This is a genomic window from Agromyces agglutinans (assembly GCF_009647605.1).
Lineage (GTDB): Bacteria > Actinomycetota > Actinomycetes > Actinomycetales > Microbacteriaceae > Agromyces > Agromyces agglutinans.
Genome location: NZ_WJIF01000011.1, coordinates 71,672 through 94,069, shown reverse-complemented (window position 1 = coordinate 94,069; position 22,398 = coordinate 71,672). Strand labels below are relative to the sequence as shown.

Here is a 22,398-nt window from a genome sequence, read left to right as displayed (position 1 = left end):
CGCGCGGCCGGCCGGGCGAGCCGGGCGACGCGCATCACGCGTCCGCGTCGGCCGCGCAGACGCCCGCGCCGCGCTGGCCGTCGAGGGTGGCGGCGTCGAGGCTCACCTCGCCGGTCTCGGCGGCCGGGCGCACGACGAAGCAGGTCGAGTCGTCGGCGACGCCGGCGGCGGCGGGGATCCACGCCTCGGTGCCGCGCACGAGCTGGGTGAGATCGGAGACCTCGCCGTCGGCGGCGACGGCGTAGAGCGCGTACTCGGCGTCGGGGCCGCCCCAGTCGAGATGCAGGTTGCCGCCCTCGACGGACGCGGTGAGGCCGTCGACGCGCACGGAGTCGTCGTTCACGATCGTGAGGATCCACCACGTGGCGGCCGCGGCGAGGGCCAGCACCGTCAGGATCGAGGACACGAGGAACGCCGGATGCCGCCAGAAGCTGCGCTCACGCTCGGGTGCGGCGGCGAGCTCGGGCAGCACGGTCGAACCGCTGCCGAGCGCCCGGGCCCCGGCCTGCTCGCCGAGCATCGGCTGGCCGGGCGCGTGGCCCACGACGGCGTGACCCGAGGGAGGCATGAGCCGATCGGTCATCGCCGTCCCTCCTGGTCGATACGGTCGGCGGCACCGACCGCGTACCATGCTATATCGGCCCCGGAACGAGGTCCGGCGCACGGGAGGAGCACGGTGAGGCGCATCGCACCGACGAGGTGGCTCCTCGCCGTCGTGCCCGTCGCGGCGCTCCTGCTGGCCGCTGCCGCGCCAGCGTCCGGTGCCGACCAGCCCGCGCCCGAGCCCGGTTCCTCGAGCGCCGCCGTGATCGAGATCCCCTACCTGGAGCCCGCCACGATCGAGCCGGCGCCGCCGTGGCGCATCGCCGACTGCGCCGGCCCGCGTGCCGCGTCGCCCCTGGTGACGGCCTGCGACGAGACGCGCATCGAACTCGCGGCACCCGACTTCGACCCCGAGGCGGGCGAGACCGTGCTGCCCGTCGTGCTGACCGACGGCACCGTCTCGATGACGGTCGGCTACCGGGTGAGCCTCGCCGCGCCCCCGGCGCCCGAGGTCGCCCCGTCCGCGAACGTTCGGCCCGTGGCATCCGGAAGCCTGCTGCGCGTGCCGTTCTCCGACCTGGGCGCGAGCTGCACGCGATGCGGCGACGGCGCCGGCCTCGTCGCCGTCGGCGTCGAGCCGACGGCGGCCGGTTCGGTGTGGGCGACGCCGACGCACCTCGTCTTCCGCGCCGCCTCATCGTTCGACGGCGCAGCCGAGGTGGGCTTCCGCGTGGTCGACGAGTTCGGCACGGCGACGTCGGGCAAGCTGCCGGTGGGCGTCTACCGCGCGGGCGTTCCGCTCATCGCGCTCGACGTCTACGCGGCACTGGATGCCTCCGGCGCGGCCGAGATCGACCTGCTCGCCCTCGTGACGTCGATCGCCGGCGATGACGTCGTGCTCGTCGGGTGCGGTGCGACGCTGCACGGGGCGGTGGCCTGCGGCGCCGACGGCACGGCCCGGTACGCGGGCCCGGGCTCGATCGACCAGTTCGGCTTCCAGGTCGCGGCGGGCGGTGAGCAGGCGGCGGGATCCGTGACGCTCGTGCCGGCGGGCTCGGAACTGCCCGGCTCGGGGCCGGTGCCCGCCGCCCCGCATCCACCGTCCGACGCCGACGACGACGGCGACGACGACCCCGTGACCACCCTCTTCGTCCCGCGGGCGCCGACCGAGCAGGTCGCGACCGGCGGACCGTTCGACGCGTTCATCGCCACCCTCGACCGGACCGGTCGATGACGGCCCCCTCCGAAAGGCAGGACCCATGAGCCTCCGACTCACGCTCGACCAGCGAGCCGGCGCCGCCGCCGGCTCGTGGATGCTCGACGTCGACGAGGGCACGACCGTCGGCGAGGTCGCCGAGGCGCTGGGCGTGCCCGAGACGCTGCTCGACCACGAACCGTCGCCGGCGACGCCGCTCGCCGAGAGCCCGGTGCTCTCGGGCGGGCAGGTCCCGCAGGTCGCCCACACGGACGCCCCCGCCGGGGCGCTCCGCCTCGAGCTCGTGGGCGGGCCGTTCGCCGGTGACTCCCTGCCGATCTCGCGAGGCGCGGCGATCGCCGTCGGGAGCGGGGCATCCGTCTCGCTGTCGATCGCCGACCCGGCGCTGCTCGCGCACCACGTGACCGTCACCGTCTCGCCGGCCGGCGCGGGCGCCGACGGGCGCCCCACGCGACTCACGGCGACGGTCGCGCCGGCGCCGGGCGCCGACGTCTGGATCAACGGCGTCGCGATCACCGAGCCGGCCGAGATCGTCCCCGCCGACCTCGTGCAGGCGGGCTCGAGCCTGTTCCGCCTCGGCATCGCCCCCGCGAGCGACGCCGACCTCACCCGCGATGCACTCGGCGCGCGCGGCTTCAACCGTCCGAGCCGCATCCGGCCGGCTGCCGAGCAGCCCGTCGTCGCGCTGCCGGGCGACAAGCCCGAGGACCCCGACCAGTCGCCCATGCCGTGGCTGTCGGCCGTCATCCCCGTGGTGCTCGGCGTCACGATGGCGATCGTGTTCGGTCGCCCGATCATGCTGCTGATGGCCGCGGCGAGCCCGATCATGGTGATCGGCTCGTTCCTGACCAACCGCAAGCTGGCCAAGAAGAAGGGCGTCAAGACCGAGCAGCAGTGGATCGACGAGGTGCGCGCCACCGAGGCCCGCATCGGCGAGCTGTCGAAGCTGCAGCGGATCGAGTCCTGGTACCGGCTGCCCGACCCCGTCGTGCTGTTCGACATCGCCACTCGGCCGCTCGCGCGCCTCTGGGAGCGACGCCGCGGCGACGCCGACGCCCTCGCCGTGCGCGTCGGCGTGACCGAGGTCGCCCTCGACGTGCGCTTCGAGGGCGGCGGCAAGGACCGCACCAGCACCCGTCGCGTGGGCGTCGCGCCCGTGCCCGTGGCGGCCGACCTGCGCGCCGGCCCCCTCGGCATCGCCGGCCCCGCCGACATCGCCCGCAACCTCGCCCGGGCGATCGTCGCCGGCTGGGCCACGCTGCGCTCGCCGCGCGACGCCGAGCTCGTCGTGCTCTGCCCCGACGAGGCCGAGGCCGAGTGGGGCTGGGTGCAGTGGCTCCCGCACGCCCAGCCCGCGAACGCGGCCGCGTCGATCGGCAACTCCGACGACTCCCGCCGCGAGCGGTTGCGCGAGCTCAGCGAGATGCTCGAACTGCGCATGCGCATCGCCGGCCAGCGCGGCGCCGAGCCGCCCAACAGCGTGCTCGTGATCGTCGACGGCGCCCGGCGCCTGCGCATGCTGCCCGGCATGGTGCAGCTGCTCGAGCACGGCGCGGCGCACGGCATCCACGTCGTCGCGCTCGACTCGGAGCGGGCCCGGCTGCCCGAAGAGGCCAAGAGCGTCGTCGCGATCGACGCGTCGGACCCCGCCGTCGCGCGCGTCGAGACCGGCGCCGAGTACCACCCGGTCGTGCTGCTCGACGGCCTGTCGGTGCCGCGCGCCGAGCTCATGGCGCGCAGCCTCTGCTCGCTGCGGCACGTCAGCGGGGTGGGTGACGACGCGATGCTGCCCTCGAGCGTCCGGTTCGCCGACCTCCTGAAGATCGACCTCGACGACCCCGAGCCGCTCGTGCGCCGCTGGCAGACCCAGCCCCGCAACACGTTCGTCGTCGTCGGCGCGACGGGCGAGGGCGAATTCGCGGTCGACATCTCGCGCGACGGCCCGCACGCCCTCGTCGCGGGAACGACGGGTTCGGGCAAGTCGGAGTTCCTCCAGGCGCTGGTCGTCAGCCTCGCGCTCGCCAACCGCCCCGACGCCCTGAACTTCGTGCTCGTCGACTACAAGGGCGGGTCGGCGTTCGCTGACTGCGAGCGGCTGCCGCACACCGTCGGCATGGTCACGAACCTCGACGCGCGCGAGACCGAGCGCGCGCTCGCCTCGCTCGACGCCGAGCTCAAGCGCCGCGAGAAGGTGCTGCGCGACATGAACGCGAAGGACGTCGACTCGGCGTGGGCGCGCGACGCCGACACCGCTGCCCGGCGCGGGCTCGCCCGGCTCATGATCGTCATCGACGAGTTCGCCGAGCTGCGCACCGAGCTGCCCGAGTTCATCGACGGCCTCGTCCGCATCGCGCGCGTGGGCCGGTCGCTCGGCGTCAACCTCGTGCTCGCCACCCAGCGGCCCTCCGGCGTCGTGACGCCCGAGATGCAGTCGAACATCAACCTGCGCGTCGCGCTGCGGGTCACGGACCGCACCGACTCGTCCGACATCCTCGGCTCGGGGGAGGCGGCGCTGATCAGCCCGACGACCCCGGGTCGCGGGTACGTGCGCACCGGCCCGTCGTCGGCGCCCGTGGCGTTCCAGACCGCGCGGGTGGCTGGCATCCGCCCCGGCGTGCAGCGCAGCGTCAAGGTGCTGCCGCGCAAGGCGCCGCTGCAGTGGGACCTGCTCGGATTCCCGGCGAAGTTCCCGAAGCCGACGTCGTCGCAGGCGCAGGTGACCGACCACGACGACACCGACCTGCGCGCGCTCGTGAACCTGATCACCGCGGCGACGCAGCAGCTGGGCATCCCGAAGAACCCGTCGCCGTGGCTCGTGCCGCTGCCCGCGGTGCTGCCGCTCGAGAAGTTCCAGGACCAGCACGTGCCCGAGCGCTCGATCGTGCTCGGCTTGGAAGACGTTCCGGGCGAGCAGTCGCAGCGCAGCCTCACCTGGAACATCGAGACCGACTCGCACGTGCTCTTCATCGGCGGCTCGCTCTCGGGCCGGACGACCGCGCTGCGCACGATGCTCGGCCAGCTCGTGCAGGAGTTCACGCCCGCCGACCTGCACCTGTACGTGATCGATTTCGGCAACGGCGCGCTGCTGCCGCTCGTCGATGCGCCGCACACCGGCGCGGTCGTGACCCAGCTCGACTCCGACCGCCTGCCCCGGCTCGTGCAGCGCCTGCTCGAGGAACTGGGGCGCCGCCAATCGGTGCTCTCGACCGCGGGCGTCGGGCACATCTCCGAGCAGCGCGCCCAGGCCGACCTGGCGAGCCGGCTCCCCTACGCGATCGTCGTGATCGACGGGTGGGAGCGGATGCTCTCGACCATGAACGCCGACCAGCTCGTCACGTTCCGCGACCAGGTCATGCGCATCCTGCGCGAGGGCCCGGCCGTCGGCGTGCGCGTCCTCATCACGGGCGACCGGGGCATCTCGGGCGACAAGATCTCGTCGTTCATCGACGAGCAGTACGTCCTGCCGCTTCGCGACCTCTCCGACTACCGCACCGCGGGCATCCTCGCCAAGGACATCCCGCTCGACCTGCCGCCGGGCCGCGTGCTCTTCGGCGCGGGCGGGGCAGAGGCGCAGCTCGCGGTGCTCGTGCGCGACACGAGCGGCGAGGCGCAGACGACCGCGCTGCGCCGCATCGTCGAGCAGGTGCACGACCACTTCGACCAGTACCCGCAGTTGGCGAACCTGCCCCGACCGGTACGGGTCGACCCGCTGCCCGGGCACTTCGCGCTCACCGCGGCCTACGACCTGCCGCTCGGCGACTCGGGCCCGGCCGACGGACCCGTCGTGGCGGTCGGCGGCGACCTGCTGTCGAAGTACACGATCGACTGGCCCGCCGAGGGCGGCCTCATCGTCACCGGGCCGCGCAAGTCGGGCCGGTCGTCGACGCTCGCCTCGATCCTGCACCAGCTCGCCTGGCGCAAGACCCCGCTCGTCGTGGTCGCGCCGCGCGAGTCGGTGCTCACCGAGGTCGCGGCCGGGCACGGCGTGGCCGTGATCTCCGCGGGCGACACCGACCCGGCCACCGTGCAGCGCGTGCTCGACGAGGCCGGCGAGTTCGTCACGGTGCTGGTCGACGACGCCGAGCAGTACAAGAACGCACCGATCGAGCACGCGCTCACCGGCGCGAAGCACCGGGCCGCGTTCATCGTCGCCGCCGACTCCGAGTCGCTGTCGACGCTCTTCGGCGGCCCGATCGTCGAGGCCAAGCGCGCGCGTCGCGCCGTCGTGCTGCGCCCCGAGTCCGCCGTGATGGGCACCCAGGCGATCGGCTCGCCGATCCCGAAGTTCATGCTCGGGCGCGGCACGCCCGGCTCGGCGGTGTTCACGACGCCGTCCGGCTGGCTGCCCGTGCGGGTGCCCGACATCCGCCAGTGACGCGTCCGGCGCGCACGTAGACTGAGCCGGGCGCTCCGCCCGCCGAGGAAGGGATCGACTCCGTGGCTTCTGCCCGCTGCGTCTACTGCGACGCGACGCTGCAGCCGAACAGCATGTACTGCGTCGAGTGCGGTCAGCTCATCCCGCAGCAGCCCGCCCGCCCGCCGGTGCCGTCGCAGTTCGCGGCGCCGCACCGCGAGGCGCCGGTGGCGCAGCCCACCCCGACGCCGGGCGTGGCGGCCGGCCCGGTCGCACCGGTGCCGCTGCCGCGCACGCTGCCGTGGCAGCAGCCGGGTTCCCGATCGGATGCCTCGGCGCCCGCCGCCGCCGCGCCGGCCGCGTCGCCCGCCGTCGAGCGGGTCGAACTCGCGTTCTCGACGGGTCAGCGGGTCGTCGTGTCGGGCAGCGCCGTCATCGGCCGCAAGCCCGCCGACACGGCGCTCGCGATGGGCGCACGATCGGTCGAGGTGCAGGATGACACGCGCTCCGTGTCGCGCGTCCACCTCTTCCTCGACGTGGCCGACGGCCGGATCCTCATCGGCGACGCGGGCTCCGCGAACGGCGCCCGGCTCGAGCGCGGCGGGCGCATGCTGCCGCTGGAATCGGCCGGCACACGGGTCGAGGCCGCCATCGGCGACACGGTGTGGCTCGGCGACCTGGCCTTCCAGATCCGTCCGGCCTGAGCGCGCGGGCCCTGAGCGCGCGGGCCGCTGAGCGCGCGGCCCGCTGAGCGGGCGCGCTACGCGATCTCGCCCGGCCAGGCGGGGTCGAGCATCGGCCCCTTCCACTTCAGGAAGCCGAACGTCGACTCGTGCAGCGCATGCGGGATGCCGCGCGCCTGCGCCTCGGCGAAGAGCACCTGCACCACCGCCTGCGTCGACTCCTCGGAGAGCACCGAGTCGAGCAGCAGCGGCAGCAGCCCGTGGCGCGAACCGTCGGGCCAGCGGCCGTAGAGGCCGACGCGCTTGGCCGCCGCCCGGTCGGTGAAGGCGGCGCGCAGCGCCTCGCCGTCGCGGACCGCGATCTCGCACAGGATCGTTCCGTTGCCCGCCTTCAGCGCGAGGGAACCGAACCATCCGAACACCGGCACCGACCGCAACCGGGAGGTCCGCGGCCGGTCGTTCAGCACACCGATGAACACCACCTCGGTCCAGGCGATCGCGGGGGAGCCCGCGAGCGCGACGCCGGCGTCGGAGACCGTGCACGCGGGCGCGCCGTCGGCCGCGAGCAGGCGCAGGATGCGGCCTCGCAGCACGCTCGTGACGGTCAGGGCGACGCCGAGCGCGCCGAACACGCCGACGAGCGCGATCGTGAACCACGAGCCGAACCCCGTGGCGACCATGGCGGCGATGCCCGCGATCGCGACGACGACCACGACGGCGCCCGTGGCGACGAAGCCGGCGTTCCACCGGCGCGCCGACGCGGTCTTCGCCTCGTCGACGACCGCCTGGAAGCGAGCCGGCACGGGCGACGGGCCGTACGACATCAGCCGTTGAGCAGGGGGTCGATGGTGCCCGAACCGCCGTGCCGGCGCGAGAAGTCCTCGGGAGCGAGCTGCTTCAGCTGGACGAACGCGCGGTCGCGCATCGTGATGAGGGGCCATCCCCGCGCGGCGGCGCCCTTGCCGACCTGGATCGTGACGAAGCCCAGGCGATCGGCATCCGCGCGGTAGATCGCGACCCGGATGGCGCCCTTCCTGTGGTTGGGCACCGGCAGGTACTGCGCGGGGTCGCCGGTGGCGAACCGAGCGTGCAGCGCGTCGGCGACGTCGCCGCCGCCGTCGACCGTGAAGTAGCGCGGCTTCAGCCGGGTGCCCGTCTCCGTGCGCTCCCACGCGTGCGAGCCGCTGATCGCGAACCATCCGAACACGAACGCGAAGAACGCGCAGAGCACCACGGCGGCCGGCGCGACGATGCCCCGCAGGCCCGACCGGCGACCGGTCATGTCGCCGGCGTCGTCGCGGATGGCCTCGAAGTTCACGAGGACGACCGCGAGCGCCACGAGCGCGACGGCGGCCAGCACCGCGAACACCACCGTCTTCGCGGTGGAACGGGCGTGGCGGAACTGCTCTGGGCGAGCGGCGAGGGTCGCGTTGTCGGGGCGCACAGGCGGCCTTTCCATCGGGGCTGGGATGCCTCGACTGTACCCACTCGGCCCGGGATCGGCGCGACCGGATGCCTCGTCAGGGGGTGCTTCCGCGACGGGCGTCCGCGAGGACGGGGACTTCTCCCCATCGGCAACGAGAGCCTCAGCGGGTAACGTGTTGCAGGCACGAGGGTTCGGAGTACCTGCTCCGTTCCGGTGCTCACACGAGGCATCCACTCAACGGAGGAAATCATGGCGGAGATCCGCGTCACGTCCGACTCGCTCGCCGGTGTCGCCGGGCAGCTCTCGAGCGGCTCGCAGTCGATCGAGTCGCAGCTGTCCAACCTGAAGTCGCTCGTCGAGGGCCTCATCTCCGGCGACTGGTCGGGCACCGCGTCGCAGAGCTTCAACGAGCTCTACTCGCAGTGGGACCAGGCCGGCCTGCAGCTCAAGGAGTCCCTGCAGGGCATCAGCGACCTGCTCAACCAGGCGGCGCTCTCCTACGAGGACAGCGAGAACGCGATCGCCGGCACGTTCAACGGCTGACGTTCCATGACGACGGCGCCGGGGTCGACTGCCCCCGGCGCCACACCGCTCGGAGGGGAATCCCGTGGTCGCATTCAGAGTCAGGGCGACAGCGCTCAGCGAGGTCGCCGCGCTGCTCGGCACCGTGCTCTCGACGTTCGACACGAACCTGTCGACCGTCGACTCGCAGGTCAAGCGCACCGTCGACGTGTCCTGGAAGGGTGAAGACGCCGAGAGCTTCGCCGAGGGCTGGGCCACGTTCATGACGACCGCCGGGTTCGTCCGCCAGTCGCTCGCGGCGCTCCAGTCGGGCCTCATCGCGGCCGACGGCTCGTACACCCAGAACGAGTCGGGCGTGCAGCGGTCGTTCAACGGTCGTGCGCCGGCGGTCGCCGCCATGCGATCGAACTCGGGCAAGCTCGGCGCGACGGTCCAGCAGGGCGAGGAGCGCGCTGAAGACATGGCCGAGTTCTTCGGTCGCGACTACGCCGGAGACGGCGAGCGCGAGACCTTCGGCGGCGGCCTGATCGGATCCCGCAAGAGCGGCGGCCAGGCGACCGGTGGCGGTTCGGGCGACAGCGATCGCGACGGCGACGACGACTCGATCGGCGAGGGCGTCTTCCGCGTCGGCGAAGACGGCGAGCCCATGCTGGTCGAGGGCGTCCCCCCGGTCGACGTGCCCGAGGTCCCCGACATCGATGCGCCGGCGCCCGCCGTCTCCGCGTACACAGCAGAGGTGAAGGATGTCTGAACAGCAGGCTGACACGGCCGACCTCAAGGCCCTGGCCGACATGCTCGGCGAACTCGTGACGTACTGCACGGCGCTCAAGCAGGGCGCGAGCGGGTTCGCCTACATGCTGCCCGCCGAGTGGCAGGGCCAGGCGATGACCAACTTCCTCGGCATGTTCGAGAAGTGGCAGCTCGGCGCCGAAGCGATGACGCAGGCCGCCGAAGGCCTGCAAGACCAGGTCGACGGTGCGCACAAGGCGTACACCGAGACCATCGAGTCGCTCGACGAATCCTGGGCGAAGCTCGCCGCCGCTCTCAGCGGCTGACGCGCCCGCACCCGATCCCTTCTTCGAACCGAACCCAGGAGATCCTCCATGTCGCAAGTCCAGCTCGATGCTGCGCGGCTCGCCGCGGACGGCACCGCCCTGTACTCGATCGCGCAGTCCGTGTCGCTGGCCGTGCAGGCGTGCGAGTCGGCCCTCGGCGGTACGGGTGGCATGGCGGGCGACGACGAGTCGGCCGAGGTCTTCGCGCACGGCCAGGACGGCGAGCCGGGCTACGACAAGTACGCGGTCGACGTGATGAAGTCGGCCCTGGGGCTCGCCAACGCGTTGCGCATCGTCGATGCGGCGCTCGGTAACACCGGCCGGGCGTACGACGGCGCGCAGCTGGTCGGGGCGTTCAAGCCCGCCGCCTCGTCGGGCATCCCCGAGGAGAACCCGTCGATCGTTCCGCCGTCGGCGTCCGTGCCGACGTCGCTGGGCAAGGGGCCCGAGGGCCCGCTGGGCGAGTTCGGCGACTTCCTGAAGGACGCCCTGGCGACGCTCGGCGTCGTGCTGCCCTCGGCCGATCGCGGCAAGCTCTCGTCGGCGGAGTCGGCGTGGAGCGAGTTGTCGGGGTCGCTCACCCGGGCGCAGTCGCGCGTCGACGGCGCGTTCACGAACGTGTCGTCGATGACGCTGCCGCAGAAGGCGAGCGTGCTCTCGTGCCAGCGGTCGCTGGGATCGTCGCTCGGCAAGGTCGCCGACTCGGCGGACTCGATGGCCGGATTCGCTCGCGGCATGATCGACGCGGTCGACAAGGCCTGGGAGGAGATCGGCTGGTTCATCGCCCAGATGGCCGTCGAGATCGCGATCGAGATCGGCATCGGCGCACTGCTCGGTGCGGTGACCTTCGGTGCGGGCGCCGCGGCGATGGCCGCGAAGATCATGCTCACCGTGACGCGGTGGGCGATCAAGATCGCTGCGCTGTGCAAGAAGCTGCGCACCCTGATCATGATGGCGCTGCGTGCGGCGCGCATGGCGATCCGCGGAGGCATCCGGGTCGCGAAGGAGGCGATCTCGGCGGGTCTCGCGAGCGGCATCACGACCGTGTCGTTCAACACGGTGCGCGGCGCACTGGATCCCGACTACCAGCCGCAGAACGTGCTCAACGCGGCGCTGTCGGCCGCGGTCGGCGGCGCCGCCGGTGCCGGAGTCTCGGGCGCGGGCGGGCGACTGACCAACCGGATCAACCCGGGCGGGATGCAGCGGGTGACGCACATCGCGGTCGAGACCGGCGGCGGCGCCGTCGACGGACTCGCGTCGGGCCTCGCCGAGTCCGGCCTGTCGGGCCAGCCGTTCCAGCCGTTGTCGGCGATGGCCGCGGGCGCGCTGCTCGGTGGCGCGATGGCCGGCCGACCCGGTGGCGGGAGCGCGCCGACGACGCCGAGCGGCGCCGGCGGCACGGGTAGCGGTGGTGCCGGCCCCGACCTCGACACCAGCGGCATTCCCAGCGGAACGGGCACGAACGCGAACGCGGGCACCCCGAACGGCGGTCCGTCGGTGGATGTCTCGAACGACGCGCCCACCCCGGGCTCGGGCGGCGGCGGGTCGAACACCTCGGGTGGCGGCGGCGCGGTCGACGTCTCGAACGACGCGCCCACGCCCGGCGGCGGTGCCGACGGCGGCTCGACCGCGGGCGACGGCGGCACGGTCGACCTGCCGGGCGACGTGGACACCAGCGGCGTCGATCTCGGCAACGGCTCGAACGCCGACGCGCCCGCGGTCGACGCGCCGCCCGCGGACGCCTCGTCGAACACCGATGCCCCGGTGCACGCGGACTCGGGTGCGGCGGAAGCTCCGGTGCACTCGGATGCTCCGGTGCACTCGGATGCGCCGGTTCAGGCGGATGCCCCGGTTCATGCCGACGCGCCCGTGCACGCGGATGCTCCGGTGCACGCGGATGCGCCCGTGCAGGCGGATGCCCCGGTTCATGCCGACGCGCCCGTGCACGCGGATGCTCCGGCGCACGCGGATGCTCCGGTGGACGCGGATGCGCCGGTGCACGCGGATGCTCCGGTGCACGCGGATGCGCCCGTGCAGGCGGATGCCCCGGTGCACGCGGATGGCCCCGTTCACGCTGACGCTCCGGTGCACGCGGATGCCCCGGTTCACGCTGATGCCCCGGTTCACGCCGAGACGCCCGCTGCTGAGACGACCGTTCCGGCCGACGGCCCGGCGGGGGCTGCCGCCGCGTCGGCGACCGCCCAGCCGACGACCGGCTCACCGTCCGACGCCGCCGACGGCATCGATGCGACCTCCGTCGACACGGCTTCCGTCGACACGGCTTCCGTCGACGCGGCGACCGCGGTCGAGGCATCCAGCACCCCGACCGACGTCGGCGCCACCGATGGCGGCGCCACCGACGGCGATGCGACCTCGCCCGTCGACGACGTCGATCTCGCTCCCGAAGACGTCGTGGCCGCCGGCGGAGCGGCCGCCGCAGCGGGTGCAGCGGCCCTGGCGTTCAAGCCCTCCTTCCTCCCCACGCACACGCCCGGCGGTTCGGCACCGGCGGCCCCGGCGCCGAACGGCTCGGCGCCCGGCACGACGAGCCCGGCCGCATCGCCGTCGACCGAGGCGCCCTCGAGCGGCTCGCCGTCGACGAGCCATGGCGACGGTGCGGCGAACACCGGTAGCGCCGATGGGCAGGCTCCCGCCAAGGACCCGGCCGCGAACAACACGACGACTCGCAGCGTCGAGGAGATCGATGCCGCACTGCAGTCGATCAACCCGAACTTCGACCCGTCGGACCCGGCGAACGGCTACGCCACGAACTGCGGCAACACCTCGTCGAACCTCAACGACTTCCTGAACGGATCGTCGAGCGCCGAGGCATCCACCGGAACGCTGGACGTCGCCCAGATGGAGGCGCGCACCGGCAACCCGCAGACGCCGATGACGCCCGACCAGATCGCCTCGACGCTCACCGCGATGGGGCCCGGCTCGCACTGCGTGGTCGGCATCGACCGGTCGACCGGCGACGGCCACTGGTTCAACGCGTACTTCGACGGCGACACGGTCTGGGCGCTCGACGCGCAGAACGGCACCCGGACCCCGTGGCCGCCCTTCGAGCCCGACGCCACGAACTGGGATGCGTCGATCCAGCCCGAGCTCGTCACCAACCCCGACGGCACGAAGCCGAACGAGACCGCGCCCGAACCGGCCTCGCCCGACGCCGCATCGTCGCCCGACTCGGCTGCGCCGACGACCGTCGGTGCCGACGCCACGAGCGGAACCTCCGCCGATCCGGCGTCGAGCACGGCCGACGCCGCTGCCGACGCGACCGCGGATGCCCCGGCGCGGGGCTGGAAGAGCCAGGCGACGGTCGGCCCCGATCACGCCTCCGACGGCTCCGATGGCCCCGGTCGGACGTACAACGGGTACGACATCCCCGATCTCACGCCCGAGATCCGCGCCGAGCTCGACAAGCTCGCCGCCGACCCCAAGTCGCCCATCGTCAAGAACGACGATGGAACCTACGCGCTGAAGAAGCCGATCGACGTCGACGCCTTCACCCGGGCTGAGCCGCACCACGACTGGAACGAGTTCCAGCGCCAGGTCGGCCTGCAGCAGCAGGGCCTGAACCAGCTGACGGTCGCCGAATGGCGGCACAACGTCCAGTTCTTCCGGCGTGAGGACCGGGTCGCCAAGAGCCAGCAGAGCCGTGCGATCAAGGCCCTGAAGAAGCTCGGCGTGCCGTTCACCAACCCCGCGGTGCTGCACGGTCCCGACCAGTCGGCCGGCGGTCGCGCGAACCGATTCGACGGCGCGGGCGACTCCCCGGTGAACAGCTCGCTCGGCGCGGCGTGGAGCGGTCGGCGCATCACCGACCTCTTCTCCGATGTGCAGGCCGCGGTCCGCACGATCGACCCGAAGCTGCTCAAGCACATCCACATGAACGTGCACCTGGGCGCGACGGATGCCATCTCCGGCGCGACCGCGACGCAGGCGACACTCACGAGCGCCCAGCCGATCACCGGGCCGGCCACGCCCGCCGGGACGCCGGCCGCAACGGCGCCGGGTACGACGCCGGCTGCTCCGGCTCCGGCCGCCGCGACGCCGACCGCCGCGACGCCGGCCGCAACGACATCGGCTGCGACTCCGCCCACTGCGACGGCGCCGAGCGGTCCGGCGACGCCGACTACCTCGGCTCCCGGCACGGCCGCCCCTGCCGCTGCTGCGACCTCGACGACGACGGCCCCGACGGCGCCGACGAGCGTGACGAGCGGCACGAGCACGAACAGCACGTCGACGACCTCGAACCCCTCGTCATCCCAGTCGGCGGCGCCGCGCACCCGCGCGGGCGCGTCGGGTGTCCAGGTTCCAGCGACGCCGGGCGCTGACGCCGCCTCCGCGAGTCACACCGGCGGGGCGCCGGCCGAGGCCGCAGTCTCGGGAGCCGAAGACACCTCCTCGCCGGAGCCGACGGCCGAGCACGAACCGGTGTCTCCCGAGCAGTCGGCCGCTCCGGAATTCGGCGACGGCGCGGGTGACACGGCCGAATTCGGGGTGGACGTCGATCAGGTCGAGGCGGCCGATTCCGGCGATCCGGCGGTATCGACCTCCGATGGGCGTCACGAGATCCTCGACAACGCGTACGCCTGGCGAGGGCCGGAGTCGGCGGCGGCGAGCGTCGCTGCGGTCAACCAGGGCGTTTGGCTGGACCCACGTTTCCAGTTCAACTGCCACTTCGTGGTCAACGCGCTCGAACTCCGTATGCGCGGGTACGACGTGGAGGCGAGCCCGACCGCCGGCACGCCCGGCGTCGAGATGCGGGGCCCGCACGCGATCGCGCGCGACTGGCAGCAGGCAGACGGAACCACTCGCGAGTTCGAGGCACTCTCCCGTCACGGCGACACGGTCGAGGAAGCTCTGGCGAACCTCACGGCTGACTGGGAGGTCGGCGCACGCGGATTCATCGGCGGCATGTACAAGACCGGTGGTGGCCACGTCCTCACGATCGTGAAGGAAGCCGACGGCTTGAAGTTCTACGACGGTCAAGTGAATTCCGTGGATGCCTCGGCCACGATCGCACGGATGGTCTTCAATCCTCCGTCCGGAGAGCCTGGATTGGACATCAACGTGCTCCGGGTGGACGATCTCGAGCCGACCGATCGGGTGCTGAAGACGTCGATGCGCCTCGAGGAGGGCGCCGCCGTCCGTGACGCGTTCGCGAACGGCACGGACGCTGACAGGCTCCGGGATCGCGACCTCGCGATGGGGATGCACTGGCGATTCCACAACGAGCGCGACATCCAGGAACTCGACAGCGTGATCGCCGATCCCGGCACGGATGCGATCACCCGTCGGCGAGCCGAGCAAGAGCGGCGCGGTCTGTACGAACAGTATCTGAGGCTCAGGCAGCGGGAGCAGCAACTCGTGCAGCAGATGTCGCCGCCGCCCGCTCAGGGCCCGGCTGCGCACGCGAGCAACGCGACGTCGGATGCGGGAGACTGAGGCCATGCTCACACTGGATGAGGCGCGAGCCGCGTTCGATCGTTACGCGGCCCGCGAACCGCTGCTCATCGAGGGCACGCTGTACGTGCACAGATGGTACGAGGACGATTCCGACTACCTGCCGGTCTGGGGCGCCCGTGAGTTCTACGTCGACGACGACCATTCGTATGCCCGATGGGACCAACGAGTGGTGTTCATCGACAAGCGCACCGGCGAGGTTCGTCTGGAGTTCATGCCCGACCACCTCGACAAGATCGATGCGATGACACCGGTCGACGAGCGGCGTTGACCACCCGCGGCGACGACTCGCATTCCTGTGATGCTGACGATCGAGGAAGCGCGATCGGCGCTGGAGCGGCACTTCGCGGAACGACCGCCGGCCATCGCGGGAACATTGCACATCTCCGGCTGGTACGAGGATGCCGACAACTACCTCCCGGTGTGGGGCGCGCGCGAGTTCCTCGTCGACGGCCACGACGAGTTCCAGCGCTGGGACAACCTCGCGATCTTCATCGACAAGGCCTCCGGAGCCGTCCGCGAGGAGCCGTTCCTCCCGAACCGGCTGAAGGTCCGGGCCATGACCCCGGTCGAGGGGGCCGAGCCGCCGCTCGACTGAGCGCGGCCCGCCAACGCCAGCAGAGAAGCCGCCACCGGCCGCAGCAGCGGAATCGCGGCGTCCCGCCGCTGCCGGGTACGCTCGAGGGACACGACCGGAGGGGAACACCGATGCTGGATGCCGAGACGATCGCGTTCGTCGAACGGGCGGTCGCCCTTCCCCCGCAGGTGTTGACAGCGGCGTTCGATCGACAGGTCGACCTCCGCGGCGAGGGCGGCAAGGAGGCCAGTCGCGCAGCGGTTCCGTCGGCCGCCGAGAACTCCGATCTCGAGCATCGGCTCAACACCGCGCTCCGGGCCCGAACCGACGAACTCGGCGGCACCGAGATGGAGGCCTACTCGGTCATCCAGACGGCGGCGCGCGCGATCCTGAAGCGCGCGAAGCTGACCGAGGCGCAGTACGACGTGCTCGTGCGCCCGTTCGCCGACGCCGGCGTCGAGGTGCCGTCGCACCCGGCCGCCGACTCCTGAGCGACGATCGGAGCGCGGCGCGCCCAGTCGGCGCGGGGAGCGGAGATCAGCGCGGTGCAGATGGGCAGTGCTCCCCGTCGCGGGATCGTTCGCGCTCGATAGACTCGCCGGGGCGGTTCGGACGCCGCGACGACGTTCGCCCTGGCATCCGTCCGCCGGTTCGAATCCGATCGCAGAAGGGCCACGATGACCTCGTTCCGCACATTCGACCCGGTCGCGCCGATCAGCGACGAGACGATCGAGCGCTTCCGCGCGCAGGTGCCGCCCGAGGTGGCCGAGCTCTGGCGCTCGCAAGGCGCCGGCATCGTCGGTGCCGACGGGTTCTTCCGGGTGGCCGATCCGGCGCGCGCCGCCGAGATGCTCGAGGGCGTGCTGAGCCTGCCCGAGGGGGCGACGGTGCTGTTCACCACCGCCCTCGCCGACGTGATCGCCTACGCCAACGGCCTGTTCCTCGTCATGAAGCCGCGGTTCGGTGCACTCGACGTGATCCAGAACACGACGTTCGACGAGCTCGTCGCCCACCTCGAGGACCCCGCGCAACGCGATGAGGCATGGGAGTGGGAGCCGTACCCCGCCGCGCGCGAGCGCGAGGGCGTCCCGGGCTTCGAGGAGTGCTACGGGTTCGTGCCCCTGCTCGCGCTGGGCGGGCGGGCCGACGCCGAGCACCTCCAGCGAGGCGGCCTCTACGAGCACCTCGCCGTGATCGCGCAGCTCGCGGGCCAGCCCGAGGTCCGCCGGGTGATCGACTTCGCCCCCGCCGCGCCGGCCGATGCCGCGGCCGACGAGGATCGCCTCGTCTCGGTCGGGCGCGCGCTGTTCGCGAAGCTCACCGACAACCCGACCCTGAACATCATCCAGCTCCCCGACGGGCTGGGCGTCTGCCTCGTCCACGCGGTCCGGGGCGGCGGCAAGATCTACGTCGCGCCAGACGAGTCGGCGCTGTTCGTCGGATCGTCCGTCGACTTCGAGGCCGGGCTCGGCGCATTCCGCGACGGTGTGCGCACGCCGCCCGAGAAGTTCGACATCGACCGCGGGGCGGGCGCCTGATGGCCGACACGCTCGAGCAGCGGTGCGAGCGCCTGCGCCAGCCGGTGACCGAACTCGTCGCCATGAGCCTCGCGTCGGCGTACCGGCCCCAAGACCACCCGGAACTGCTCCGGGTCATCGGCGTGGTGCGCGGCATCCTCGACGAGGATGCATCCGGTCTGCCGGAGGGTGCCTTCCGCGACTGGATCCCGACCGCGCTGCGCAACCTCGACCGCATGGCGGAGGCCGTCGAGTCCGGGGATGCAGCCAAGTCGTACGCGATCCTGACCGACAAGCAGGAGGGCTTCATCCGGCTGACCGACGGCTGCGCGGGGTTCCCGGGCTGGTCGCTGCAGGGCTAGCGGGGCGCCGCCGGCGGAAAGCCGCCGGCCCGAGCGCCGCGGGTGCGAGCGGCGCGGCCGCGATCACGCGGGCGTAGGCTCGCGGCATGGACGAGACACGCCGCAACGCGTGGGTCGTCGCCGCCTTCGCCGCCGCCCTCGACCTCGCGGTCGTCGTCTGCGCGTTCGGATTCGTGAGCCTGCTGGCCGACGTCGACGTGATCTCCGACCCCGATGCCGGCGTGCTGGTCGCACCCGTCGCGGTGGGGGCATCCGTGCTCGCCGTGCTCGTCACCCTGGGCTTCCGGCTGGCGCATCCGCAGCGGATGACGCTCACCGTCGTGCTCACCGCCCTGACCGCGTGGGTCGCGCTGGTCGTCGTGGCGATCGTCGGGCACGTCCTGCGAACGACCGGGTCCGTGCTCGCGAGCGTGCTGTTCGGCCTCGGGTTCGGCATCGGGTGGTTCGGGCTGCTCGTTCCGGCCGCGGCGGCGTTCGTCGCCTCGATCGCGGTGCTCGTCGCGCGGGGGCGCACCGGCGGCATGGAGCGCCCGCGATGGCCCTGGGAACGCGACGACGAATAGCCGGATGCCCCTCCGCCACGCCATTCGACCGCGGGATCGGCGGGGCGGGGCATCCGTCGCAGTATCGTGAATGCTCGTGGAAGGCTCGATCGAGGCGCGCGTGAGCCACGAGGTCGACCGCTGGCTGCAGTGGCTGCCGCGGTGGCGACCGGGCACGCATCGCGCCCGCGTGCGGCTGTGCCAGAAGTGCTTCGGATCGCCGATCCTCGCCGCGGCCGGCCTCGACATCGACGTGCCGCACCCGGTGCAGCACGCGTTCTCGATGCGCATGAAGGCCATCATCGACGGCGCCGTCGACGACTACACGGCCCGCAACCTCCCGATGCTGCACCGCGAGATCCGGCTCGCCGAGGAACGCAAGGCGCGCCGCGGCTACCGGGCGGGCGAGGGCCTCGACCCGGAGTTCCGCGGGCTCGAGCTCGATCCCGAGCCCGTCCCTGACCAGCCGTTCCTGTTCACGCTGACCGGGCTGGAGGCGGATGCCGCGGCCGCCGCCGCCGAGCCCGCGCCGCGACCGTTCACGCCCGACGAGAAGGAGGCGCTGCGCGAGGAGGTGCGCCTCGCCGACGAGTTCGCCAAGCAGTTGGGCCGACGCATCTGCATCGAGCTCGCCCAGCACCGCCGCCGCATCGGCAACGCGGTCGAGCGATTGGTCGAGCCGCAGGTCGCGGAACTGCTCGCCGACCTCGACCGCGAGCTCGACGCGCCCGGCTTCATTTGACCGAGAGGTTACGCGGCATTACCATTGATCGGGTGTGCGCGTAGCTGCGCGCCTGCAACCTGCCCGGGAGACCGGGTCGGGCGCCGGCACGCTTCCTCGCACCTCGCAGGGCGATTCGCCCCCACGGCATACCCACCACGCAACAGGTTCCGCGGATCCGCGGTTCCGGTGGGTCGTGATGTGAAATCCATCAACGCTGTCACCGTGCAGCACCAACAAGGAGAAGCAGTGCCAACCATTCAGCAGTTGGTCCGCAAGGGTCGCTCGCCCAAGGTCACCAAGACCAAGGCGCCCGCCCTGAAGGCCAACCCCCAGCAGCGCGGCGTGTGCACGCGTGTGTACACCACCACCCCGAAGAAGCCGAACTCCGCGCTCCGCAAGGTCGCACGTGTGAAGCTCTCCAACGGCACCGAGGTCACCGCCTACATCCCCGGTGAGGGCCACAACCTGCAGGAGCACTCGATGGTGCTCGTTCGCGGTGGTCGTGTGAAGGACCTCCCGGGTGTGCGCTACAAGATCATCCGCGGCGCGCTCGACACGCAGGCCGTCAAGAACCGCAAGCAGGCTCGCAGCCGCTACGGCGCGAAGATGGAGAAGAAGTAATGCCTCGCAAGGGACCCGCTCCGAAGCGCCCCGTCGTCGCAGACCCCGTCTACGGCTCGCCGGTCGTCAGCCAGCTCGTCAACAAGATCCTCGTCGACGGCAAGAAGGACCTCGCCCAGCGCATCGTCTACGAGGCGCTGGAGAACGTGGCGAACAAGTCCGGCCAGGACGCCGTCGCGGTCCTGAAGAAGGCCCTCGACAACGTGCGCCCGACCCTCGAGGTCCGGTCGCGCCGCGTCGGCGGCTCGACCTACCAGGTCCCCGTCGAGGTCAAGCCCCACCGCGCGAACACCCTGGCGCTGCGCTGGCTCACCAGCTACGCCAAGGCCCGCCGCGAGAAGACGATGACCGAGCGTCTCACCAACGAGATCCTCGACGCGTCGAACGGCCTGGGTGCCGCGGTCAAGCGCCGCGAGGACACCCACAAGATGGCCGAGTCGAACCGCGCCTTCGCCCACTACCGCTGGTAGCAGGCCGAGCGGATGCCGCGGCCTCGGCTCGCGGCATCCGCTCACCCCTCACTTTCCGTTCCTGACTCTCCGGAGGAACCCCCGTGGCACAAGACGTGCTCACCGACCTGAGCAAGGTCCGCAACATCGGCATCATGGCGCACATCGATGCCGGCAAGACCACCACCACCGAGCGCATCCTGTTCTACACGGGCGTGAACCACAAGATCGGCGAGACCCACGACGGCGCCTCGACGACCGACTGGATGGAGCAGGAGAAGGAGCGCGGCATCACGATCACGTCTGCCGCCGTGACCTGCTTCTGGAACAAGAACCAGATCAACATCATCGACACCCCCGGCCACGTGGACTTCACGGTCGAGGTCGAGCGGTCGCTGCGCATCCTCGACGGTGCCGTCGCCGTCTTCGACGGCAAGGAGGGCGTCGAGCCCCAGTCCGAGACCGTCTGGCGCCAGGCCGACAAGTACGACGTCCCGCGCATCTGCTTCGTCAACAAGATGGACAAGCTCGGCGCCGACTTCTACTTCACCGTCGACACGATCGTCTCGCGCCTCGGTGCGAAGCCGCTCGTGCTGCAGCTCCCCATCGGTGCCGAGAACGACTTCGTCGGCGTCATCGACCTGGTCGAGATGCGCGCGCTCGTGTGGCCCGGCGACGCCAAGGGCGACGTGACCATGGGCGCCAAGTACGAGGTCCAGGAGATCCCCGCCGACCTGAAGGACAAGGCCGACGAGTACCGTCAGGTCCTGCTCGAGACCGTCGCCGAGACCGACGACGCGCTGCTCGAGAAGTTCTTCGGCGGCGAGGAGCTCACGGTCGCCGAGATCAAGGGCGCGATCCGCAAGCTCACCGTCAACTCGGAGATCTACCCCGTGCTGTGCGGCTCGGCGTTCAAGAACCGCGGCGTGCAGCCGATGCTCGACGCGGTCATCGACTACCTGCCGTCGCCGCTCGACGTGCCGGCCGTCGAGGGTCGCAACCCGCGCGACGAGGAGCAGGTCATCGAGCGTCACGCCGACGCGAACGACCCGTTCGCCGCGCTGGCGTTCAAGGTCGCGGTGCACCCGTTCTTCGGTCGCCTGACCTACATCCGCGTGTACTCGGGTCACCTCGACTCGGGCGGCCAGGTCATCAACTCGACCAAGGGCAAGAAGGAGCGCATCGGGAAGATCTTCCAGATGCACGCCAACAAGGAGAACCCGGTCGACGCCGTGACCGCGGGCAACATCTACGCGGTCATCGGCCTGAAGGACACGACGACCGGCGACACGCTGTGCGACCCCGACAACCAGGTCGTGCTCGAGTCGATGACGTTCCCCGCGCCGGTGATCGAGGTCGCCATCGAGCCGAAGACCAAGGCCGACCAGGAGAAGCTCGGCACCGCGATCCAGAAGCTCGCCGAAGAGGACCCGACGTTCCGCACGGAACTCAATCCCGAGACCGGCCAGACCGTCATCAAGGGCATGGGCGAGCTCCACCTCGACATCCTCGTCGACCGCATGAAGCGGGAGTTCAAGGTCGAGGCGAACGTCGGCAAGCCGCAGGTCGCGTACCGCGAGACCATCAAGCGCGCGGTCGAGAAGCACGACTACACCCACAAGAAGCAGACCGGTGGTTCCGGCCAGTTCGCGAAGATCCAGTTCGCGCTCGAGCCTCTCGAGATCACGGCCGACAAGACGTACGAGTTCGAGAACAAGGTCTCCGGTGGCCGCGTTCCCCGCGAGTACATCCCCTCGGTCGACGCGGGCTTCCAGGACGCCATGCAGTACGGCATCCTCGCGGGCTACCCGATGGTCGGCGTCAAGGGCATCCTGCTCGATGGCGCGGCCCACGACGTCGACTCCTCGGAGATGGCGTTCAAGATCGCGGGCTCCATGGGCTTCAAGGAGGCCGCTCGCAAGGCGAACCCCGTCCTGCTCGAACCGCTGATGAGCGTCGAGGTCCGTACTCCCGAGGAGTACATGGGCGACGTCATCGGCGACCTGAACTCGCGCCGCGGCCAGATCCAGTCCATGGAGGACGCTGCCGGCGTGAAGGTCGTGCGTGCGCACGTCCCGCTCTCGGAGATGTTCGGCTACATCGGCGACCTGCGGTCCAAGACCTCTGGCCGTGCGGTGTACTCGATGGAGTTCGAGAGCTACGCGGAGGTCCCGAAGGCTGTCGCCGACGAGATCGTCCAGAAGAACAAGGGCGACTGAGTCTCCCTAGCGGGGGCTCTGGCCCTCCGCCCGCACGGCCCGCCCGGGTCGCGTAACATATCAACACAACCCCGCATCCCGCCGGTCGCAATCCAGCGTCCGGTAGGGCTGCATGA

At 71.7% G+C, this 22,398-nt stretch carries 20 protein-coding genes; 17 read left to right on the top strand and 3 right to left on the bottom strand.

Going from position 1 to position 22,398, the window contains the following annotated elements; genetic code table 11:
• Positions 1 to 34: 34 nt before the first annotated feature.
• A complete protein-coding gene (locus GE115_RS15950; RefSeq protein WP_153685751.1) occupies positions 35 to 583 on the bottom strand; it encodes a hypothetical protein in 549 nt (182 codons plus the stop codon).
• Between the two features lie 93 nt (positions 584 to 676).
• On the opposite strand from GE115_RS15950, the gene GE115_RS15945 reads away from it, so the two are divergent.
• The 3 genes from GE115_RS15945 to GE115_RS19150 all read left to right on the top strand — a co-directional run bounded on the left by GE115_RS15945 (position 677) and on the right by GE115_RS19150 (position 6,817).
• Entirely contained in the window at positions 677 to 1,777 is a 1,101-nt protein-coding gene (locus GE115_RS15945; protein ID WP_153685750.1) for a hypothetical protein, read from the top strand.
• A gap of 25 nt (positions 1,778 to 1,802) precedes the next feature.
• The gene (locus GE115_RS15940; protein WP_153685749.1) at positions 1,803 to 6,134 is read left to right on the top strand and encodes an FtsK/SpoIIIE domain-containing protein; all 4,332 of its coding nucleotides are present in this window, start codon (positions 1,803 to 1,805) and stop codon (positions 6,132 to 6,134) included.
• 62 nt (positions 6,135 to 6,196) lie between these two features.
• On the top strand, positions 6,197 to 6,817 hold the full coding sequence (locus GE115_RS19150) for an FHA domain-containing protein (RefSeq protein ID WP_153685748.1): 621 nt from the start codon (positions 6,197 to 6,199) through the stop codon (positions 6,815 to 6,817).
• 56 nt (positions 6,818 to 6,873) lie between these two features.
• Here GE115_RS19150 and GE115_RS15930 read toward each other — a convergent pair whose 3' ends face one another.
• Together GE115_RS15930 and GE115_RS15925 are read right to left on the bottom strand one after the other, a co-directional pair.
• Positions 6,874 to 7,620: a hypothetical protein gene (locus GE115_RS15930; protein WP_153685747.1), complete on the bottom strand. Its 747-nt coding sequence runs from the start codon at positions 7,618 to 7,620 to the stop codon at positions 6,874 to 6,876.
• Positions 7,620 to 8,255, bottom strand: coding sequence for a hypothetical protein (locus GE115_RS15925; protein ID WP_153685746.1), 636 nt, complete (start codon positions 8,253 to 8,255; stop codon positions 7,620 to 7,622). Before GE115_RS15925 ends, GE115_RS15930 begins: the two co-directional genes overlap by 1 nt.
• 216 nt (positions 8,256 to 8,471) lie before the next feature.
• On the opposite strand from GE115_RS15925, the gene GE115_RS15920 reads away from it, so the two are divergent.
• The 14 genes from GE115_RS15920 (at position 8,472) to fusA (ending at position 22,282) form a co-directional block, all read left to right on the top strand.
• Entirely contained in the window at positions 8,472 to 8,765 is a 294-nt protein-coding gene (locus GE115_RS15920; RefSeq protein ID WP_056010942.1) for a WXG100 family type VII secretion target, read from the top strand.
• Positions 8,766 to 8,829: 64 nt separating this feature from the next.
• Positions 8,830 to 9,495: a WXG100 family type VII secretion target gene (locus GE115_RS15915; RefSeq protein WP_153685745.1), complete on the top strand. Its 666-nt coding sequence runs from the start codon at positions 8,830 to 8,832 to the stop codon at positions 9,493 to 9,495.
• Complete coding sequence (locus GE115_RS15910; RefSeq protein WP_153685744.1) at positions 9,488 to 9,799, top strand: WXG100 family type VII secretion target; 312 nt, start codon at positions 9,488 to 9,490, stop codon at positions 9,797 to 9,799. The genes GE115_RS15915 and GE115_RS15910 overlap by 8 nt, the downstream gene beginning before the upstream one ends.
• Positions 9,800 to 9,847: 48 nt before the next feature.
• The gene (locus GE115_RS15905) at positions 9,848 to 15,253 is read left to right on the top strand and encodes a polymorphic toxin type 15 domain-containing protein (RefSeq protein ID WP_153685743.1); all 5,406 of its coding nucleotides are present in this window, start codon (positions 9,848 to 9,850) and stop codon (positions 15,251 to 15,253) included.
• Positions 15,254 to 15,257: 4 nt separating this feature from the next.
• The gene (locus GE115_RS15900) at positions 15,258 to 15,542 is read left to right on the top strand and encodes a hypothetical protein (protein WP_153685742.1); all 285 of its coding nucleotides are present in this window, start codon (positions 15,258 to 15,260) and stop codon (positions 15,540 to 15,542) included.
• Between the two features lie 30 nt (positions 15,543 to 15,572).
• Positions 15,573 to 15,869 (top strand): hypothetical protein, encoded by a 297-nt coding sequence (locus GE115_RS15895; RefSeq protein WP_153685741.1) that lies wholly within the window; start codon positions 15,573 to 15,575, stop codon positions 15,867 to 15,869.
• Between the two features lie 110 nt (positions 15,870 to 15,979).
• Complete coding sequence (locus GE115_RS15890) at positions 15,980 to 16,339, top strand: hypothetical protein (protein WP_153685740.1); 360 nt, start codon at positions 15,980 to 15,982, stop codon at positions 16,337 to 16,339.
• Positions 16,340 to 16,525: 186 nt separating this feature from the next.
• Positions 16,526 to 17,386 carry a T6SS immunity protein Tdi1 domain-containing protein gene (locus GE115_RS15885; protein WP_153685739.1) on the top strand — a complete coding sequence of 287 codons (861 nt, stop codon included), beginning with the start codon at positions 16,526 to 16,528 and terminating at the stop codon, positions 17,384 to 17,386.
• Positions 17,386 to 17,727 carry a hypothetical protein gene (locus GE115_RS15880; protein WP_153685738.1) on the top strand — a complete coding sequence of 114 codons (342 nt, stop codon included), beginning with the start codon at positions 17,386 to 17,388 and terminating at the stop codon, positions 17,725 to 17,727. Before GE115_RS15885 ends, GE115_RS15880 begins: the two co-directional genes overlap by 1 nt.
• 86 nt (positions 17,728 to 17,813) lie before the next feature.
• Positions 17,814 to 18,290, top strand: a complete 477-nt coding sequence (locus GE115_RS15875; protein WP_153685737.1) for a DUF6121 family protein — start codon at positions 17,814 to 17,816, stop codon at positions 18,288 to 18,290.
• A gap of 70 nt (positions 18,291 to 18,360) precedes the next feature.
• A complete protein-coding gene (locus GE115_RS15870; protein WP_153685736.1) occupies positions 18,361 to 19,011 on the top strand; it encodes a spermidine/putrescine ABC transporter substrate-binding protein in 651 nt (216 codons plus the stop codon).
• A 228-nt stretch (positions 19,012 to 19,239) separates the two neighbouring features.
• A complete protein-coding gene (gene rpsL, locus GE115_RS15865) occupies positions 19,240 to 19,614 on the top strand; it encodes a 30S ribosomal protein S12 (protein WP_022889720.1) in 375 nt (124 codons plus the stop codon).
• Positions 19,614 to 20,084, top strand: a complete 471-nt coding sequence (gene rpsG, locus GE115_RS15860; protein ID WP_067948599.1) for a 30S ribosomal protein S7 — start codon at positions 19,614 to 19,616, stop codon at positions 20,082 to 20,084. Before rpsL ends, rpsG begins: the two co-directional genes overlap by 1 nt.
• A gap of 83 nt (positions 20,085 to 20,167) precedes the next feature.
• Entirely contained in the window at positions 20,168 to 22,282 is a 2,115-nt protein-coding gene (fusA, locus tag GE115_RS15855; protein WP_312855260.1) for an elongation factor G, read from the top strand.
• Positions 22,283 to 22,398 lie beyond the last annotated feature (116 nt).

Excerpts from the sequence above, each read along its gene's own strand:
- GE115_RS15910 (WP_153685744.1), top strand. The coding sequence starts at position 9,488 with ATGTCTGAACAGCAGGCTGACACGGCCGACCTCAAGGCCCTGGCCGAC.
- GE115_RS15900 (WP_153685742.1), top strand. The coding sequence starts at position 15,258 with ATGCTCACACTGGATGAGGCGCGAGCCGCGTTCGATCGTTACGCGGCC.
- GE115_RS15880 (WP_153685738.1), top strand. The coding sequence starts at position 17,386 with ATGGCCGACACGCTCGAGCAGCGGTGCGAGCGCCTGCGCCAGCCGGTG.
- GE115_RS15905 (WP_153685743.1), top strand. The coding sequence starts at position 9,848 with ATGTCGCAAGTCCAGCTCGATGCTGCGCGGCTCGCCGCGGACGGCACC.
- GE115_RS15950 (WP_153685751.1), bottom strand. The coding sequence starts at position 583 with ATGACCGATCGGCTCATGCCTCCCTCGGGTCACGCCGTCGTGGGCCAC.
- GE115_RS15940 (WP_153685749.1), top strand. The coding sequence starts at position 1,803 with ATGAGCCTCCGACTCACGCTCGACCAGCGAGCCGGCGCCGCCGCCGGC.
- GE115_RS15890 (WP_153685740.1), top strand. The coding sequence starts at position 15,980 with ATGCTGGATGCCGAGACGATCGCGTTCGTCGAACGGGCGGTCGCCCTT.
- GE115_RS15930 (WP_153685747.1), bottom strand. The coding sequence starts at position 7,620 with ATGTCGTACGGCCCGTCGCCCGTGCCGGCTCGCTTCCAGGCGGTCGTC.
- GE115_RS15885 (WP_153685739.1), top strand. The coding sequence starts at position 16,526 with ATGACCTCGTTCCGCACATTCGACCCGGTCGCGCCGATCAGCGACGAG.
- GE115_RS15925 (WP_153685746.1), bottom strand. The coding sequence starts at position 8,255 with ATGGAAAGGCCGCCTGTGCGCCCCGACAACGCGACCCTCGCCGCTCGC.
- GE115_RS15920 (WP_056010942.1), top strand. The coding sequence starts at position 8,472 with ATGGCGGAGATCCGCGTCACGTCCGACTCGCTCGCCGGTGTCGCCGGG.
- rpsG (WP_067948599.1), top strand. The coding sequence starts at position 19,614 with ATGCCTCGCAAGGGACCCGCTCCGAAGCGCCCCGTCGTCGCAGACCCC.
- GE115_RS15870 (WP_153685736.1), top strand. The coding sequence starts at position 18,361 with ATGCTCGTGGAAGGCTCGATCGAGGCGCGCGTGAGCCACGAGGTCGAC.
- GE115_RS15875 (WP_153685737.1), top strand. The coding sequence starts at position 17,814 with ATGGACGAGACACGCCGCAACGCGTGGGTCGTCGCCGCCTTCGCCGCC.
- GE115_RS15895 (WP_153685741.1), top strand. The coding sequence starts at position 15,573 with ATGCTGACGATCGAGGAAGCGCGATCGGCGCTGGAGCGGCACTTCGCG.